The 19,048-nt window shown below is 48.0% G+C and carries 16 protein-coding genes; 12 read left to right on the plus strand and 4 right to left on the minus strand.

The genetic code is table 11. The features are described from left to right. Positions 1 to 31 precede the first annotated feature (31 nt). Together RIG68_RS18780 and RIG68_RS18785 are read left to right on the plus strand one after the other, a co-directional pair. A complete protein-coding gene (locus RIG68_RS18780) occupies positions 32 to 883 on the plus strand; it encodes a sugar phosphate isomerase/epimerase family protein (protein ID WP_350125723.1) in 852 nt (283 codons plus the stop codon). Between the two features lie 163 nt (positions 884 to 1,046). Continuing rightward, positions 1,047 to 2,162 (plus strand): Gfo/Idh/MocA family protein, encoded by a 1,116-nt coding sequence (locus RIG68_RS18785; RefSeq protein WP_350125726.1) that lies wholly within the window; start codon positions 1,047 to 1,049, stop codon positions 2,160 to 2,162. A gap of 85 nt (positions 2,163 to 2,247) precedes the next feature. Here RIG68_RS18785 and RIG68_RS18790 read toward each other — a convergent pair whose 3' ends face one another. The 4 genes from RIG68_RS18790 to RIG68_RS18805 form a co-directional block, all read right to left on the minus strand. Further along, positions 2,248 to 3,438, minus strand: coding sequence for a hypothetical protein (locus RIG68_RS18790; protein WP_350125729.1), 1,191 nt, complete (start codon positions 3,436 to 3,438; stop codon positions 2,248 to 2,250). A gap of 2 nt (positions 3,439 to 3,440) precedes the next feature. Further along, positions 3,441 to 4,226: an outer membrane beta-barrel protein gene (locus RIG68_RS18795; RefSeq protein WP_201568273.1), complete on the minus strand. Its 786-nt coding sequence runs from the start codon at positions 4,224 to 4,226 to the stop codon at positions 3,441 to 3,443. A gap of 61 nt (positions 4,227 to 4,287) precedes the next feature. Then, entirely contained in the window at positions 4,288 to 5,988 is a 1,701-nt protein-coding gene (locus RIG68_RS18800; protein ID WP_350125732.1) for a DUF1501 domain-containing protein, read from the minus strand. 2 nt (positions 5,989 to 5,990) lie between these two features. Further along, complete coding sequence (locus RIG68_RS18805) at positions 5,991 to 7,769, minus strand: DUF1800 domain-containing protein (protein ID WP_350125735.1); 1,779 nt, start codon at positions 7,767 to 7,769, stop codon at positions 5,991 to 5,993. Positions 7,770 to 8,040: 271 nt separating this feature from the next. Between RIG68_RS18805 and RIG68_RS18810 the strand changes: the two genes are divergently transcribed. The 10 genes from RIG68_RS18810 to RIG68_RS18855 all read left to right on the plus strand — a co-directional run bounded on the left by RIG68_RS18810 (position 8,041) and on the right by RIG68_RS18855 (position 19,027). Further along, complete coding sequence (locus RIG68_RS18810) at positions 8,041 to 9,657, plus strand: sodium:solute symporter (protein WP_350125738.1); 1,617 nt, start codon at positions 8,041 to 8,043, stop codon at positions 9,655 to 9,657. A 119-nt stretch (positions 9,658 to 9,776) separates the two neighbouring features. Then, on the plus strand, positions 9,777 to 11,090 hold the full coding sequence (gene fucP / locus RIG68_RS18815; RefSeq protein ID WP_350125741.1) for an L-fucose:H+ symporter permease: 1,314 nt from the start codon (positions 9,777 to 9,779) through the stop codon (positions 11,088 to 11,090). A gap of 3 nt (positions 11,091 to 11,093) precedes the next feature. Then, on the plus strand, positions 11,094 to 11,453 hold the full coding sequence (locus RIG68_RS18820) for an L-rhamnose mutarotase (RefSeq protein ID WP_350125744.1): 360 nt from the start codon (positions 11,094 to 11,096) through the stop codon (positions 11,451 to 11,453). Beyond that, on the plus strand, positions 11,446 to 12,210 hold the full coding sequence (locus tag RIG68_RS18825) for an SDR family NAD(P)-dependent oxidoreductase (RefSeq protein WP_350125747.1): 765 nt from the start codon (positions 11,446 to 11,448) through the stop codon (positions 12,208 to 12,210). Before RIG68_RS18820 ends, RIG68_RS18825 begins: the two co-directional genes overlap by 8 nt. A gap of 4 nt (positions 12,211 to 12,214) precedes the next feature. Beyond that, a complete protein-coding gene (locus RIG68_RS18830) occupies positions 12,215 to 13,069 on the plus strand; it encodes a fumarylacetoacetate hydrolase family protein (protein WP_350125750.1) in 855 nt (284 codons plus the stop codon). A gap of 12 nt (positions 13,070 to 13,081) precedes the next feature. Beyond that, entirely contained in the window at positions 13,082 to 13,915 is an 834-nt protein-coding gene (locus RIG68_RS18835; protein WP_350125753.1) for an amidohydrolase family protein, read from the plus strand. A gap of 10 nt (positions 13,916 to 13,925) precedes the next feature. Beyond that, a complete protein-coding gene (locus RIG68_RS18840) occupies positions 13,926 to 14,705 on the plus strand; it encodes an SDR family oxidoreductase (RefSeq protein ID WP_350125756.1) in 780 nt (259 codons plus the stop codon). 100 nt (positions 14,706 to 14,805) lie between these two features. Then, a complete protein-coding gene (locus RIG68_RS18845) occupies positions 14,806 to 15,816 on the plus strand; it encodes a zinc-binding alcohol dehydrogenase family protein (RefSeq protein ID WP_350125759.1) in 1,011 nt (336 codons plus the stop codon). A 67-nt stretch (positions 15,817 to 15,883) separates the two neighbouring features. Next, on the plus strand, positions 15,884 to 17,365 hold the full coding sequence (locus RIG68_RS18850; protein ID WP_350125762.1) for a tagaturonate reductase: 1,482 nt from the start codon (positions 15,884 to 15,886) through the stop codon (positions 17,363 to 17,365). Between the two features lie 9 nt (positions 17,366 to 17,374). After that, the gene (locus RIG68_RS18855; protein ID WP_350125765.1) at positions 17,375 to 19,027 is read left to right on the plus strand and encodes a UxaA family hydrolase; all 1,653 of its coding nucleotides are present in this window, start codon (positions 17,375 to 17,377) and stop codon (positions 19,025 to 19,027) included. The last annotated feature ends 21 nt before the right edge of the window (positions 19,028 to 19,048 follow it).

Genomic DNA, 19,048 nt, shown 5'->3' on the forward strand with positions numbered 1-19,048 from the left:
AACCTGAGGCTTCTAAAAGAATTAAAGGCTAATGAATGTACAATTTGCAGCAAGCACCTGGCTTTGGACGAGTCCTTTCAGTTCCGATTCTGTTTCGCTCTTTTCGAAAATTCGAAAAATAGGTTTCGATGCGGTAGAAATTGCCGTGGAAGATCCTGCTTTGATTGACACTGGCATATTGAACCGGGCCCTTAAGGACAATGACATCAAGCCCATCATTTGTGGAGCATTTGGGCCAACGAGGGATTTAACCAACGAAGATCCTGCTATTCACAAAAACTGTTTCAATTACATTGAACAGTGTTTCGATATCTGTGAAGCCGTAGGAGCCAGGTTCGTAGCCGGGCCCATGTATTCAGCAGTTGGGAAAGCACGACTTGTGCCTCCTGAACAAAGAAAAAAAGAGTGGGATCTGGCGGTTACTAACCTGAGAAAAGTGTGCGAAAGTGCTCAGAAACGAGGATTGTCAATAGCATTGGAGGCACTGAATCGTTTCGAAACCGACCTCATCAATAATTCGGAGGACCTGATGAAGCTGATCAACGACATCAATCACCCGGCGGCAAGGGTATTGATTGATAGCTTCCACATGACCATAGAAGAAAAAAACCTGGCCGATGCAGTGAAAACGGTCGGTAATAAGCTCATTCACGTGCAGGTTTCAGAAAACCACAGAGGCATTCCAGGCACTGGTATGACCAATTGGAATGATTTGAAAGCGGGACTTGAAGCTGTCGGCTACAATGGTGTGATTTCGATAGAAAGCTTCACCCCCAATGTGCAGGAACTGGCGGGTGCCGTTTGCATTTGGAAGCCGTTTGCTCCTACACAAGACATTTTTGCGGAAGAAGGTCTAAAATTCTTAAAGCAATGGGCGGGTTAGATAGAAGCATTAAGCTCCTGTTTTCGGTCATTGCGAAGGCATCGAACAAACAGCCATTACGCACGAAATCATTGTATGCCTGTGGCAATCTGTCTGAATTCCAGCCTGAGGCAAGTGGACTTTGAAATTTAACTGAGAATAAAACATAAAATATCATTATATCATGGCAAATAAACCCATCAACATCGCAATCATAGGACTCGGCTTCGGAGCCGAATTCATTCCCATTTATCAAAAGTTGCCAGGTGCCAACATGTATGCCATCTGCCAGCGCAACAAAGAAAAGTTGAATGAAATCGGCGACGCATTCGGTATCGAAAAGCGCTACACCGACTACGACGAGCTGCTGAAAGATCCAAACGTTGACGCCGTGCATATCAACACACCCATTCCTGACCATGCAAAGCAATCCATAGCAGCTCTAAAAGCTGGCAAGCACGTGGCGTGCACAGTGCCTATGGCCACCACTGTGGACGAATGCCGCCAGATTGTGGAGCTGGTAAAAGAAACCGGCCTTACGTATATGATGATGGAAACGGTGATCTACAGCCGGGAATTTCTGTTTGTGAAAGAAATGTACGAGAAAGGTGAAATGGGTCGCATCCAGTTCCTTCGTGCTTCACACCAACAGGAAATGGCTGGCTGGCCTGGCTACTGGGAAGGCTTACCTCCCATGTACTACGCCACCCACTGCGTGGGCCCTGTGCTTGCGCTCACCAAAGGCGAGGCTGAGCAGGTGTCGTGCCTGGGCTCAGGTCGCATCGACGAGAAACTGATACCTGTTTACAACTCTCCGTTTGCCATCGAAACCTGTCATATCAAGTTCAAAGACTCAGACCTGGCAGCTGAAATCACCCGTTCTCTCTTCAACACTGCCCGCCAGTATCGTGAGAGCTTCGACGTGTATGGCTCCAAAAAGTCATTCGAATGGACGTTGATCGAACACGAACCAAGTGTGATCCATACCGGTGAGTCTCCAGAAAAAGTCACTATTCCAGACTATGCGCATTTGCTGCCTAAGGAAATACAGGCGTTTACCACAGCCGGCGTTTACGACTCCGACGACAACCAGCACCTATCCTTTATTCAGGGCTCCGGTCACGGAGGTTCACACCCTCACCTGGTCAACGAATTCGTCAGTGCATTGCAGGAAAAGAGAGAACCCTATCCAAATGCACAGCAATCGGCCAATATAACTTGTGTGGGTATTCTGGCCCACGAGTCAGCTTTGAATGGCGGACAGGCTATCAAAATGCCGGAATTCACTTTGTCGAAGTGATTGTTTAAAAAAGGGAAGGCCCTAATGGAGTTAATTCTTCGTTAGGGCCTTTAATTGCTACTAGTAGACGTAGGTTTTGCTTTCTTCAATCCGTCTTAAGGGTTCTCTTCTCCATATCAGTCTCAGAAATCTTCTCAACAAAAATTCTTCTGAAACGTCCGGCAACGTACGTCGTACCCAGCACCACCAAATGATTTTCATCATCAACCATCAGGGAAGACAATGTGAACGGGTTTGCATAGCCCACATAAGTGAGGCCAGCAAAGTTGCCAGAATTCTTCTCATACATATACAGGGCTATTTGCCTGCTCTTGGTTTCCGCTGCATAAATAATATACTCGACTTCGTTCAGCGTATAGTCCTTCAGCACAACCGGAGTATGCGGTCTCCACTCAGCAGCATTGCTGGTGTACAAATCAACGCTCGAAGAAAGACCTCCCGTGCTCAGCGTAACGGATGGATAAATGTAGTTATCATCAAACTGGTAGCCCGAAATAGCAAACGTACTTCCGTTTATTGGGAGCACGCTTCTGATACCGGCGTCGGTAAACTGCCCCTGCACTACACCAGCTGGGTCGCCCGAGAAATTGGAGAAAACCAGTGACATGCTGTAATTAAAAAAACCGTTGAAATAAACCAGCGAACCGGACACCTCGCCACAGAAAAAGGGCAACGACTTATCATCCGGTTGTGTATAATGATTAATAATGGCTTCTTCCACATCACTGCCGGGGCCAATAGTATAGGCTGCGCTTGAGCCAACACTTCCGGTTCTGTCGACTCTTGAAATTACCGACAGCTTGTCATCAGGATTGTAGCTCAACAGCAAAAACTGATTATCGGATGTTAATGAGCCCGCCAGCGGATAAAGCAAACCATTCAATGGTGTAGCGGTAATGTTTCCGAAACCCGGAGTGAAGGAAACCAGACTGGCCTGAAGGCTTACCGGATCCATGGCGAAGAAATAGAAGAAAGTATCGATTTTCATCAGATCAGAAGTGGGAGCAATGGTGTTTTCTGAAAATTCGTAACTGCTCTCAAACTCACCTTCTTTGTCGACTTGAACCAATTGAATACCTGGAAACTGTGTTCGATCCAGCGTCGTGGTAGCGAGGATCACATAGCTTTCCGTTCCCTCTTCCACGTCAAGCGGCCTGTAGTCAACATTATAGTTGCTATGATCGTAAATCCGGGTAAAAGAAGTAACCGGAACCTCATCATCCTTTTTGCAACCAAGCAATACCAGCAGGGCAATTAAGTAGTATAGTTTCTTCATAATCAAAGGGCCTGGAATTGTTTGTCGATGAAGCGGAGCGGGAATACAAAGCTCACGCTGCCTACAATATGACTTAAATGGACGTCATCATTCTGGTCGCCCAATGAGGACAATTCATTTTGGCTGGTACCCTCCCGAGTCACGCTATTAAGCGATTGATTGTAGGTGATCTCGATAACTGTGCGAATGTTCCAGTAGTCAAAACTGGCACCTCCGCCAGCCACCCAGCCGTAGTAGTTTTGAAAAGCGTCTTTAACCCCCAGATTCAGCGTACCGCCATCGATGGTTTGCGGTGCCCCGAAAGAATAGTCTGTCTGAGTAATTTTTACCTGGCGCTCAGCACCTACAAGGAACGAGTAGAAACCTCCTCCAAGCACGAAAGGCCGCAGCTTTCCGTCTTGAATAAGGTCATATTTAACAAAAATCGGCACATTGATCACATCGACTCTTTGCTCCGACTCATAGATGGTGGCGAATCTTTCTGACTCCTGCTCTCCATTCCATTCAAGACTATTCGTATACCGGTACCTGCTCCTTTGATACATAGGATGAAGTCCAACAGAAAAGCCCCGGTGATAAAAAGTCATCTCGATACCTGCCTGCCCGCCCGGTAGTACGTAGCTATCATAAGTCTTCGTCAGCCTGTCCGACGGGTAGTCGATCGGGCTAAACCCAGAAAGCTGCGACTGCGCCATGGGATTGGCAAAGTTGGTTCCAAACTTAACACCCAGCCAGAACTGTGTATCAAGAAACCCATACTTGGGTTTGTTAGGCTTTGGCTTTTTCACAGGTTGAGCCTCGGCTACTGTCATCACAAGAAGCAATAACATTCCCGGCAACAACAGCCGCCTAATTGATAATGAGTCTCTTTGCATCATTCAATTTTTCAGAATTAACTTTTATAAGATATACCCCTGGCGACAGCTTGGGCAATTGCACTTTTATTTCCTGAGACCCCGGCACCAAACGCTGCGTGAAAGCAAGCACAGTGGCACCAGTTTCATCAATTAATTTGAAAGCTGCCTCCTGCACATCGTTCACTTTTACTTTTAGATTCACTACATCAGATGCCGGATTAGGATAAACGCTCTCAATTTTAAAGTTAACAGAAAGATTCTGTTGAGTGCCAAGAATCACGTCTTTGATAAGATCCATCGGCTCGTAATTTCCACCTGCTTCCTTTGGCCCTTCTATCAGGTCTTCAAAAAAGATATCGTTCGCTACAACAGCCTTATCAACACCCATCCATTCATGCAGAATATTAGCATAAATCTGCCTGAAGTCGTGCTGCATTTCTACATTGCTCTTCGTCAGATCAGGGTTTGTACCATAAACACCCGGTTTCACCCCGCTACCAAACATCATTACCGGCCCGCCTGTACCATGGTCGGTTCCGTAACTGCCATTTGAGCCAATTCTTCTGCCAAACTCTGAAAGTGTCACTGTCAGTACCTTATCCTCAATGCCCCGGGAAAGCAGGTCTCGCTGAAAGGCCCTAATGGCGGAGGTAATATGGTAAAGCAAGGCTCCATGTACTCCCATGGTCGAGTCATAGTCCTCCACCTGGTTGGCGTGACTGTCGAAACCACCAATTTTCACAAGGAACACCTTTGTTTTCAGCCCACCGCCAAGCAACCTGGCTATGAGCTGAAATTGCCCACTCAACGGATTTCTCTTGCTGCCGCCAGGTGCATTGAAGGGATACCTTTCCGGGTAAGTAACGCTTGTTGCCGATGCACTCTCGTAAATCTGCAGCAGTCGCTTAATATAGGTTTCTGATTTATCTTCGAGGCTGAGTATCCAGTCCATTTCCTTTCCGTATGGCGAAGTTCTCAGGAACTCAGGAGGAATACCCCTTGGGTCTATTCCCTGATCCTCAAACCCTGAAAGCTGATCTACAAGATTGGCCAACCCGGTTGGGCTTCCCCCCAGTCCTATCGACGTCGGAATGTTGCCGTCCTGGTGAAAAAGCAAGGATACATCGTTGCCCATTTCAAGAGCCAGGGGATCTGGCATGGCTGTGTTGGGGAAATCCTCCGGATACTTCTGTGGGGCATAAAGACTGGTGAGGTAACGCCCGGCCCAGCCCGAATTAAAATAGTCGTCGGATGTGCCGCCCATCATCCAGATGTCGGTGCCCCGGAAGTGAGACCCGTTATTATTCTTGTAGGACACCCCCTGAAACATGGCAGCCTTCCCAACGTCGTACATATACTTAAAATCCAGCATATCGGGATGGAGCCCCACCTGGTCGGGAGACAGCAGCGTGCTGTCGAGAGGAATCAGCGTTCGGTTGCCAACTTTGTTAGGTATAGCAATATTGGCTCTCCGGCTATAGTATTGGTCGTATTGCTCTATAGGTATAAAAGTGTTGAGCCCATCGTTGCCTCCGTTCATTTGCAGAATAATCAACACCTTGTCGTTGTCACTCTGCGCTGCCAGCCTTTGAAGAGGTTCGTAGGAAGCAAGCAATTTGATAGGTATACCCTGAAAAGCGATGGGCATTCCAGCTGCAAAACCTAGTTTCCTGATAAAATTTCTCCTCCTCATAATTACATCAATTGATACTCCGGTGACTGCAACATTGCATTCAACAGATTGGTAAGCTGGTTTGAAATCACTTCCGTATCCACTCCATTTTGCCACCTGAAAGTCCAGGAGGCTTCGGGGTCAGGGTCGATCTGCGGACTAAAAAGAAAAGCGTTCATAAAGAAATTGAGGCGCTCCACAGTTATTTCATTGGTTGCGTTAGCATCAAATGTTAGGTTTTCTGACATCGGCAGAAAATAACCCGCCAGCGCAATGACTAAAGCCCTGGCATTGGCCGCTGTAGCACCTGATATGTGGGTCTGTACAAATTCAAGTGCATTGACTTCACCAAGCTCCATAGGAGTTTCCATGGTAAGGTGTTGCCTGATGAAATTGTACCTATTGGTCAGGTAGTTGGTAGTAATCCACGCCCTATTGAACAGAGGAAACTGGTGATATGCTGAGTAGCCAGCCACCTCGAATGGCTCGTAGTAGTTCATTCCCTGAACATCTACGCTACCTAAAAGAGATCCTGTGAACGAGTAAAACCCTTCAAGGTCAGTGGCATAGTCAGGCGCTTGCATACCAAATGAGCGCATGAAGCCCACAACCATATCTAAAGGTGACTTGATGATCCCCCCAAAGCTGTCGTCGTCAACTCCACCGCCGGCTTCATAAAACTCCCTGCTTGTGAAAAGTGTCTCCAGCGTAGGCTGCAGCTTGAAGTCATTGGCCGTAAAAACATCAGCAATGTCCTGAATTACCCCACTCTGAATCCCGGCGTTTATTTCGTGATAAATAAAGAACCGATAAATCTTTCGGGCGATATTTCGGGCTGTTTCCGGCTGAGCATAGATCATTTCAATCAGCTGATCTACCTCGTCAATCATGCTTTCCTCATTGGGCTGCCCATTTGGTTGAAGCGCTATATCCGGCTGAATGGTGGCCCCGCCCATTCTGCTACTGAACGTCTTCACGCCATTATCATGACTGCCTCCACCGCCTTTCGCAACACCCCTGGGCAAAACAGTGTCCTCATCAACGGTCGAAAAGCTGTCGTCAGTGTTAAAGCCAGAGAGCACTCTTGCCGCCTGCTGCACATCTTCCTCGGTGTAGTTAATGTAGTCACCCTGAAATTCCGCTTCAGGCAATGTTCCCTCCAGGCCTCGCCCAATAGAGTACAGCTCCATCAATTCCCTGGCATAGTTCTCATTAGGGCTACCCTTTACGTTCAGTCTGCCATCCAGAAACACCAGCATGGCATTATCAAGGCAAATCTTTTTGGTAAGTCCCTTGAAACTTTTAACCAATATCCGATCAGGAATAACCAACTCCGGGTCGCCCCGCACCAGTCTATCTTCTTTGTCAAAAGCGTAGAACCTAAAGAGTGCATTCTGGAAATAAAGTGCCCGGCTGCTATTCACCACCGATTTCTTTGTGGTAAAATGAGCGTGCATAAAAACCACCAATCGTTCCCTGAAAGCATAAGCCAGTGATTGCTCATTGGATATGCCTGCGCTAAGCATTTGGCCTATATGCCATCTTAAAAAGTACTGTTCAAGCTCGAACCCTTCGCTATTGGCATCGGTAGTGCCTGACACCACCCACTCCTGCCCTGTCAAAGGATCTACTGGCAAAGGAGGCTCTGGAATATCAGTCATAAATAACCTGCCAATCGCTTCTTGTGCAGTAAGGGTAGCAAATTCTTCTACCTGCCTCAGTGTAGCACCAAAACAGGCTCTTCTAAGTAAATGTGCTGCTCTTTTCTTACCCAGAGCTCCTGATAACGGAGTTAGCGCCATATGCTAGATCGTAAACTGGTTGTTCGAGTGAAAAATGAAATTAGTTATAATTTTTATTAGATAAAGTATACCTGAGAAAATTAAACAAAGACATAACATTTGCTATTCATTGTTTCACATGCTCAAGGGTGTTTCATCAGAGCCAGTCTGGCTCCAACTTTTGATCGAAAAGTGCTTTCCAATACACATTTTAAGCATTTAATTTTACTTTCGCTCACTACTTATAATTAAAAAGTGCATTTTAACATTTACACTCTACTTAAGCCTACTTATGAACAGTTTTGAAACGCTTGACTGGATAGTTATCGTCGGCTATTTTGTGGTAATCGGTGGCCTGGCCGCCTGGGTCATTTCCCGAAAACAAAAAACTACTGAAGACTACTTCCTTGCAGGCCGCAACATCGGTTGGTTTGTGGTTGGTGCCTCCATTTTTGCCTCAAACATAGGTTCGGAGCATGTGGTCGGCCTTGCCGGCACAGGAGCAGGCGACAAAATACCCATGCTTATTTATGAACTGCATGCATGGATTGTGCTCATGCTTGGCTGGGTATTTCTTCCCTTCTACATCCGCAGTGGTGTTTTTACCATGCCGGAATTTCTTGAAAAAAGATTCAGCCCGGGAACACGCTGGTTTCTCAGCGTCTTTTCGTTGGTGGCCTATGTACTCACCAAAGTCTCCGTAACGGTGTATGCCGGTGGAATTGTGATTGCTTCCCTGCTGCAAATCGACTTTTGGTTTGGCGCTTTAATGACGGTGATTCTTACCGGCGTTTATACAGTTCTGGGTGGCATGAAGGCCGTTGTGTACACTGAGGCGCTGCAAACCGTGGTGCTGGTAATAGGCGCTGGCACTCTTACTTTCATCGGTCTTGACGCCGTGGGTGGATGGGACGGCATGCGGTCAGCATTGGAGCCAGGCTACCTCAATATGTGGCGCCCACCAAGCGATCCTGATTTTCCGTGGCCAAGCCTGGTTTTCTCAAGCACCATTGTCGGCATTTGGTACTGGTGCACCGACCAGTACATTGTGCAAAGAGTGCTATCAGCCAAAAATATCAAAGAAGGACGTCGGGGCACTATATTTGGTGGGCTATTAAAGCTGCTTCCCGTGTTCCTGTTTCTTATTCCGGGCGTGGTAGCATTGGCCTTGAAAAACCGTGGTGAGCTTTCGTGGGACACACCTGACCAGGCCTTTGCCACGTTGTTGATGGCCAAGATGCCGGTAGGCCTCAAAGGACTTGTGGCCGCAGGCTTGCTGGCCGCCCTGATGAGTTCGCTTGCCTCAGTATTTAATTCGTGCTCGACGCTTTTCACTGTTGATATTTACAAAAAGCTAAAACCCGAAACCCCAGACGACAAGCTGCTGAAAGTAGGCCGGATAGCCACTGGCATTGTCGTTGTGCTGGGCATCCTTTGGATCCCTATCATGCAGAATATTTCGGGTGTATTGTATGAATACCTACAGTCGGTACAGTCATACATTGCGCCACCAATTGCAGCTGTGTTCTTATTAGGCATCTTCCACAAAAGAATCAATTCGAGGGGTGCATTAACTACACTTATCGTTGGTATGGCCGTGGTGTTTATCAGACTCTCACTGGAGCTGGCAAGCGATTCACTTAATCCTAACAGCTTCTTGTATGCCTTCGGAAACATGAACTTCCTTACGTTTTCATCGTGGTTCTTTTTGTTCTCCATTTTGGTTTGTCTGGTGGTAAGCATGACTTCTGCGGCACCATCGGCCGAACAAATAAAAGGGCTTACGTTCAGCACTTTGAGTGCCGAACAAAAAACCGAAAACAGAGCCAGTTACAACACCTGGGATATTGTTTTCTCGCTGGTAGTGCTGGCTATTGTGGTCTATATCATGACCAGCTTTACGGGATAATTACCCACCTACCCTATTTTATGAACTTATACAGGAAAAGCGCTTCGAAAGAGGCGCTTTTCTTAGTATGTTAGAGAGGCAGATCAGTTAGCTGCCATTTTTATTACACCTACCTATTTATGTCGAGCAAGCAAAACTACACCCTGGGGTTTGTCTTAGTGACTTCCCTCTTCTTTTTGTGGGGCTTCCCCAACGACCTTACCAACCCAATGGTTGAGGTGTTTAAAAATGTGCTAAACATTTCCAATGTAAAAGCCTCCTATGTCCAACTAGCCTTCTACGGAGGCTACGGCACCATGGCCATACCCGCAGCACTGTTCATTAGAAAGTACAGCTACAAATCGAGCATTATTCTCGGCCTCTTTCTTTTCATGCTGGGATCGCTGCTAATGTATCCGTCGGCGCTGCTTGTGAGCTACAACTTGTTTTTAGTATCATTCTATATCCTCACGTTTGGCCTGGCATTCCTTGAAACTACAGCCAACCCAATGATCCTGGAACTGGGGCCAGCAGAGACAGCCACACAGCGATTGAACCTGTCACAGGCTTTCAACCCCATAGGCGCACTTACGGGGCAGGTGATAGCACGGATTTATGTCGTCGACAGGCTTGACACAAAGATTGGCGCCGATGCGCCCACGGAATTACTCTCTTTAGAACAGAAACAGCAAATCATTGAGCATGACCTCTCCATTGTAAGCACTCCTTATATCGTGCTTGGTTTCGTGGTGCTCGCCATCATGATTTTGTTTATGGTGGTGAAAATTGACGATCCTGCCAGGCATGTGGACAAGCTCGATTTAAGGACAACCCTCAAAAAGCTGTTTTCCAACAAAGACTACTACGAAGGCGTCCTGGCTCAGTTCTTTTACGTCGCCTGTCAAATCATGGTATGGACTTTCATTTATCAGTATGTGACCAATTTGAACGAGTCACGACCGATGGATGATCAGTTGAATGCGACAGTTTATGTGGTTGCGTCCACCCTGTTATTTCTAACGGCCCGTTGGATCTGCACCTTCCTTTTTCGCTATGTCAACTCCGCCAGGCTCATGCTCATTTTTGCGATGCTTGGGTCTGTGCTTTGTCTTGGCGCAATTCTAATTAATGGCATGGCAGGCCTGTATTGCCTGGTTGGCGTTTCCTTTGCCATGTCACTGATGTTTCCTACAATCTACGGCATAGCCCTTCGTGGCATGGGAGATGAAGCCAAGCTCGGCTCAGCCGGACTAATACTCGCCATAGTGGGCGGTGCTTTGATGCCACCACTTCAGGGGAGCATTATCGATTGGGGAGGAACAGGGCTCAACGACCTGCAATTATTTGGCTATATTCCGGAAGTTAACCTTTCTTTCATTCTACCACTTATGTGTCTATTACTTGTTGGCGTCTACTGCTTGAGAGTAATGAAAAGAAACAAAGCTCTTGCTTGAACAATGGAACTGCAAACTTTTTACCTGACGCTTGACCTGAAAGATGATCCTAAACTCATAGCCGACTACGAAAAACATCATCAAAGTGTGTGGCCGGAGATCTTGGAGAGTATTAAAGAAAGCGGAATAGAGCAGATGGAAATATACCGCTCAGGCAACCGGCTCTTTATGGTGATGAAAGTGAATAGTACTTTTAGTTTCGAGAAGAAGGCAGCGATGGATGCCAACAACCCAAAAGTACAGGAATGGGAAAAACTGATGTGGAAGTACCAGCAGGCGCTGCCCACAGCTAAACCTGGCGAAAAGTGGCTTTTAATGGATAAAATATTTTCTTTGACTGAACAACTGAATAAGGATGTATAATCTTAAAAATAAAACAACCGTCATTACAGGAGGTGCCAGTGGTATTGGAAAAGCTACCGTTTTCGCTTTTGCCAAAGCCGGTGCTAACGTTCAAATCATTGACGTGAACCAAGCCAATGTCGACGCCACCCTCGCCGATCTAAAATCTGAAGGGCTTACTGCAACTGCTCACATCTGCGATATTAGTAAACAAACGGAAGTAAGGAAGCTTTTTACAACCATTGGCGACATCCATATCCTGGTGAATAATGCCGGCATTGCCCACATTGGCAGAGCCGACACAACCAGCGAAGATGACTTCCAACGGGTGATGGATGTGAATGTAAAAGGCGTCTACAATTGTATTCATGAGGCTATTCCAATCATGAAAAAGCTTGGGGGCGGTGTAATTCTCAACATGGCCAGCGTGGCTGCACAAATGGGTATCGCTGATCGTTTTGCCTATTCCACCAGCAAGGGGGCTATCTATGCCATGACATTGTCTGTTGCCAAAGACTACCTGGCCGACAATATCCGGTGCAACAGCGTTTCTCCCGGCAGAGTACACACACCTTTTGTAGATGGGTTCCTGGCAAAGAACTACCCGGGCCAAGAGCAGGAGATGTTCGACAAACTTTCGAAAACACAGCCGATAGGCCGAATGGGCACACCCGATGAAGTTGCCCACCTGGTCTTGTATTTGTGTTCCGATGAGGCTTCTTTTATTACCGGAACTGATTACCCAATTGACGGCGGATTTATAAAACTTAATACCTAGATACATGCAACTACTAAGATTTGGCCCGGCGGGCAAAGAAAAACCAGGTGTAGCCATCGACGGCCAGCACTATGACGTATCACCCCTCGGCGAGGACTATGATGAAAAATTCTTCGGAACCGGTGGACTGGCAAGGCTAAAAGGCTTTGTTGAAAGAAATAAGCCTTCTCTTGACAAAGTGCCGTCAGGTGCCAGGATTGGCAGCCCTATTGCCAGGCCTTCCAAAATTGTCTGCATAGGCCTCAATTATGCCGATCATGCTAAAGAATCTGGTGCCAAAATTCCCGAAGAGCCCATCCTTTTTATGAAGTCTACAACATCACTTGTCGGGCCAAATGATGACGTAATGATTCCGAAAAACTCGGTAAAAACTGACTGGGAGGTGGAACTGGCAGTCATCATAGGCACGAAGGCAAGCTACGTTTCAGAAGCAGATGCCATGAAACACGTGGCTGGCTACTGCTTGCACAACGACGTGTCGGAGCGGGAATTCCAGCTAGAGCGTGGCGGCACCTGGGACAAAGGCAAGGGCTGCGACACATTTGCCCCCCTCGGGCCCTATGTGGTCACTCCCGATGAAATAAAAGACATCAACAATGTGCGTCTCTGGCTGTCAGTCAACGGCAAAATGATGCAGGACGGCTCAACCTCAGACCTGATCTTTAAGGTGCCATTCCTCATCTCTTATCTGAGCCAATTCATGACCTTGCTTCCTGGTGACGTTATTTCCACAGGGACACCTAAAGGCGTAGGACTAGGTTTCAATCCGCCGATTTACCTGAAACCAGGCGACGTAATGGAGCTGGGTATCGACGGCATGGGCGTGTCGAAGCAGAAGGTAGTTGCGTGGAGGGCCTGACTGCCTGCAACGATGCCAAAAATTGACGCTCATCAGCACTTTTGGAAGTACGATCCGGCCCGACATGGCTGGATCGACGATTCCATGAAGGTGATACAGCGGGATTTTATGCCCGATGACCTGGAGCCGGTGCTTCATGCGCACGGGATCGATGGCTGCGTGCTTGTACAAGTCGATCAAAACCAGCAGGAAAATGAATTTCAGCTGGCGAATGCACAAGCGAACGATTTTATCAAGGGCGTAGTGGGCTGGCTGGATTTACAAGCCGAAAACATAGAGCAGCAGCTCGCCTCGCTTAGCAAGCATAAAAAATTGAAAGGCTTTCGTCACATCCTCCAGGGAGAAGACGACGACGCTTTTATGTTGCGGCCGGCCTTTCGAAATGGGATCGGGAAGCTCAGCAAGTTTGGCTTTACGTACGACATCCTCATTTTCCCAAAGCACCTGAAAAACGCCTGTGAGTTAGTCAAAGAGTTTCCTGATCAGTCCTTTGTGTTGGATCATCTTGCCAAGCCGTACATCAAGGCGGGCAAGATTGAGGAATGGAAAAAGGACATTGGTGCACTGGCTCAGTTCGACAACGTTATGTGCAAGGTATCTGGCATGGTCACCGAAGCTGATTGGAAAAACTGGCAGAAGGCTGACTTTCGCCCTTATCTTGATGCCGCAGTTGAGGGCTTTGGCATGGATCGCCTCATGTTCGGCTCCGACTGGCCTGTTTGCCTTTGTGCTGCCGACTACACGCAGGTGGTTGACCTCGTCGACGATTATTTTTCCAGCTTTTCAAAGAGTGAACAAGCAGCTTTTTGGGGAGGGAATGCTGCGAGATTTTATAATTTGGAGTGAGTAAAGCATTATGAATCTAAACCTAAAAAACAAAGTAATTATCGTCACCGGCGGCGGAAGAGGCATAGGTGAAGCCATTTCCAAAACCCTGGCGGAAGAAGGTGCCATTCCTGTCATTATAAGTCTTGATGAGCAAGACAACCTGAAGGTGGTGGCAGACATAGAGAAGTCAGGAGGGAAAGCCTACCAGCGCTCGACGCAACTGACCAGCCCGGAAGAATGCGAAAAAGCAGTGCGGTTTGCTTTTGAAAAAGCTGGACGGATTGACGGCGTAGTGAACAATGCAGGAGTGAACGACAGCGTAAATCTGGAGCACGGCTCTTACGAGAAGTTTATGGAAAGCCTCCATAAAAATGTGGTGCACTACTACATGATTGCACATTATGCACTGCCCTACCTCAAGGCCGACAAAGGTGCCATCGTGAATATTGTGTCAAAAACCGCCGAAACCGGCCAGGGCGGAACCTCTGCCTACGCAGCGGCCAATGGTGGCCGCAATGCCCTCACCAGAGAATGGGCAGTGGAACTGCTGAAATACGGTATTCGTGTCAATGGCGTGGTGGTGTCTGAGTGCTGGACGCCCATGTACGAATGGTTTGTGGCCCAGCAGCCCAACCCAAAAGAGTACCTGAAAAAGGTGACAGACCGGATTCCGCTGGAAAACCGAATGACAACACCGGAAGAAATCGCCAACACAGTTGCGTTTCTGCTTTCTGATCGATCGAGCCACACCACCGGACAACTCATTCATGTAGATGGCGGCTATGTTCACCTGGACAGAGCACTTTAATTCGTAAGGATCTGCAATCAGGTAAGGGACAACGCCATCTATCTCGTCATCTACTCGACAACCCTATGGACTCTTCTAAACTGAAATAGACGATCAATCAATGAAATCCCTCATTTGCACCACACCCGGCCAGTTCGAATATAAAGACATTTCAGAGCCTCTGTTTTCCAAAAGCAACACCATACTAAAAATCAAAAGGATAGGCATCTGCGGCACTGATCTTCATGCCTATGAAGGCACACAGCCCTACTTCAATTATCCGAGAATCCTGGGGCACGAACTAGCAGCTGAGATAGCCGAAACAGACGCTCCAGGCTTCTCAAAAGGTGAGCAGGTAACTTTCATCCCCTATTTCAATTGTGGCACTTGCATCGCCTGTACTTCCGGCAGACCCAACTGCTGCGAAACCCTCAAAGTAAGCGGTGTGCACATAGACGGCGGCATGGTGGAGTACCTTTCGGTTCCATCTTATTCTTTGGTTCATGGCAACGATCATACCTTAGAAGAGCTAGCCCTGGTGGAACCACTGGCCATTGGCGCTCACGCTGTCAGACGAGCACAAATTCAAAAAGGTGAATTTGCACTCGTGATTGGTGCTGGCCCAATCGGTCTGGGCATCATGGAGTTCGCACGAATCGCTGGTGCCAAGGTCATTGCCATGGATATCAACGACCAGCGGCTGGCGTTTTGCAAGGAAAAAAGCATCGTGGCACTTACGGTTAATCCTTCAGAAGGAAACCCTGTCGAAACCATAAAGGACATCACCGCAGGCAGCATGCCAACAGTCATTTTCGATGCCACCGGTAGCCTGTTTGCCATCAACAAGGCTTTTAGCTACATGGCACACAGTGCTCGTTACATTCTGGTTGGCCTGCAAAAAGGAGACATCAGCTTCAGCCACCCCGAGTTTCACAAACGGGAAGGCACCCTGATGAGCAGCCGCAATGCCACCCGTGAAGACTTTGAACATGTGCTGGCCTGCATGAAAAGTAAACTCATCGACCCGGGTACCTATATCACACACCGGGTTACCTTTGATAAAGTAAAGAAAACTTTTGACTCCTGGCTCGACCCAAAAACAGGCGTCATCAAAGCGATGGTAGAGATATAAAACCCGTTTTTCAGCTTTATCTAAAATTATGTAACTAGGGGCCGTTTTGACCTCCAAACCGAAGTTCATGAAACTTACCAAACACACCCTGCAAGAAATTGAATTCCCGAAAGGCACTGCCGTGCCTCCTTCCAACATCTTTAATTTCCCGGAAAAAGTGCTGCAGTTTGGCACAGGCATCCTGCTTCGTGGACTTATTGACTACTTCATCGACAAAGCCAACAGACAAGGGCTTTTCAACGGCAGAGTTGTCGTTATTAAGTCTACAGACCGGGGAGGCGCTGACGAATTTCAGGAGCAGGACGGACTATACACCCATGTAGTCAGAGGCATTCAGGAAGGAAAAACTGTCGACCAAACAATTGTTAACAGCAGCATCAGCCGGGTGCTTTCCGCCAGAGGCGAGTGGGAAGAAATCATGAAATGTGCGATCAATCCCGATATAGAAGTGATCGTTTCGAATACAACCGAGGTGGGGATTGCTTTACTTGACGGAGATAAAATCACAGCCAAGCCTCCAACATCATTTCCCGGTAAGCTGCTGGCCATATTACAGGCTCGCTACGCTGCCGACCTGCCAGGGTTTGTTATCGTGCCTACAGAACTCATTGTCGACAATGGACAAAAGCTGAAAGACATCGTGCTGACATTGGCAAAACAAAACCAGCTGGACACAGCCTTCATCAAGTGGATATCCGAAGCCAACCACTTCTGTAGCTCCCTGGTGGATAGAATTGTCCCTGGAAAGCTTCCCGATACTGACCGCAATTTCGACTACGCTGATGACCTGGCAACTCTCTCCGAACCATACAGCCTCTGGGCCATTGAGGCTGCTCATCAAAGAGTCGCCGAAACGCTTTCTTTTGCCAAAGCAGACAAAGGCGTTGTGATTGCACCAGATATCACAAAGTATCGGGAACTGAAGCTGCGACTGCTCAACGGAACGCACACCCTTTCAAGTGGCATAGGAGTGCTCGCTGGCATTGAAACGGTGAAAGAAGGCATGAAAGACAATGCACTGTCTGGCTTCATTGAAACCCTCATGATGCAGGAGTTGGCCCCGGCTATCAGCGGGCCATCACTTTCGGTAGACGAGGCCAGAGACTACGGACAAACTGTTCTTGACCGTTTCCGCAATCCATTTATCCAACACAAATGGCTCAGCATCACATTGCAATATTCTTCGAAAATGAAGATGCGAGACTTGCCGATTCTGTTAAAGCACTACGAGCAAAAGAGCGACGTGCCCTCACTTTTCGCCCTTGGTTTTGCAGCGTTCATTTGTTTTATGAAATCAGAAGCAAAAGGGGAGGAGTACTATGGAACCGCCAATGGAAAAGACTACCTGATCCAGGATGACAACGCTGGCTACCTGAGCGACCTTTGGAAAAAGTACGGTGCTGAGAAAATAGCCAATGCTGTACTCAGGGACGAAAGCCTTTGGGGAACCGATCTCACCAGGCTGCCGGGCTTCGAAAAAGACGTCACCGAAAAACGCTCTCTTATTTCTTCCGGCGGAATGAGGGCTGCACTGCAAACTGTTTTGTAAATTTCTGCCATGAACGCTAAAGTCCTTAAAGTACACCCAGCCGACAACGTTATCGTTGCCCTCACCGACCTTGCCCAGGGCGATACAGTGAGCCTGGACGGAGCCAGCTACACACTCAAAGAACCCATTGCCGCCAAGCACAAGTTCACTATGAATGATATGGCCCAAGGCGATAAAATCAAAATGTACGGCCTGGTGGTAGGCACTGCTAAAAATCCTATTGCAAAGGGCATGAGAATCTCCGTTGAGAACACCACACATGCAGTGGGTGACCTTCATGCAGGAGAGAAAAAGACCAACTGGGTCGCACCTGATGTTAGCAAATGGAAAAGCAAAACGTTCATGGGTTATCACCGGTCAGACGGCTCCGTCGGCACTGCCAACTACTGGGTAGTGGTGCCAATGGTTTTTTGTGAAAACAAAAACGTTGACTCTTTGAAAGAGGCGCTTCTCGAAGAACTCGGCTTCTCCAGTCCAAAAAAATACAAGCAGTTCACGAAAAGACTGATTTCCATGTACCAGTCGGGGCAGAGTGTTTCGGACATACAGGAAGTGGCTTTTGACGAAACCACCATCGGCGTCAGCAACAACCCACTTTTTCCCAATGTAGATGGCATCCGCTTCCTCACCCACTCCATGGGCTGTGGCGGCACCCGCCAGGATGCGCAGGCGCTTTGCGGTTTGTTGGCTGGCTACATCACCAACCCCAATGTCGCTGGTGCAACGGTGCTGAGCCTTGGTTGCCAGAATGCACAAGCCAGCATTTTGAAAGAAGAAATTGACAAGCGCTCCCCTCAGTTCAATAAGCCATTTCAGGTGTTTGAACAGCAGAAAATGGGCCGTGAGGCAGACCTTATCGGTGAGGCAGTGAAACAGATCTTTACAGGACTGATCATCGCCAACCAGGCGCATAGGGAGCCTGCGCCGCTTAGCGAACTCTGTGTGGGCTTAGAATGTGGCGGTTCTGATGGATTCTCGGGCATCTCGGCCAATCCTGCTATCGGCTATACTTCCGATCTCATATCAGCCCTGGGTGGCTCCGTCATCCTTTCGGAGTTTCCTGAACTTTGCGGAGTAGAACAAGAACTTTGCGACCGCTGTGTCGACGAACCCACAGCCAATCGGTTTGTTGACCTTATGACTCGCTACAACCAACGAGCCCACGAGGCAGGTTCCGGCTTCGACATGAACCCCTCCCCAGGCAATATCAAGGATGGCCTGATCACTGATGCTATCAAATCGGCAGGAGCGGCGAAAAAAGGAGGGACTTCACCGGTAATGGATGTGCTCGACTACCCCGAAAAGGTGCGCAAGCAAGGTCTTACCCTCCTTTGCACACCTGGCAACGATGTGGAATCAACAACGGGGATGGTTGGCTCCGGCGCAACAATCTGCCTCTTCACAACAGGCTTGGGCACACCAACAGGCAATCCGATAGCCCCAGTCATCAAGCTATCGAGCAATACCAAACTGTTTGAAAAAATGCCTGATATTATCGATATCAATACGGGCCCCATCATCGAAGGCAACGAAACCATCGAACAGACTGGGGAGCGTATCCTGGAATACCTGATCAGTGTGGCAAGCGGCGAAGAAAAATGTGCAGCCGACCGAAATGGCCAGGAAGATTTTATTCCCTGGAAGAGGGGTGTTTCCCTTTAATTTCGTCTAATAACCAGATGG

This window comes from Imperialibacter sp., assembly GCF_040222385.1.
Taxonomy (GTDB): domain Bacteria; phylum Bacteroidota; class Bacteroidia; order Cytophagales; family Cyclobacteriaceae; genus Imperialibacter.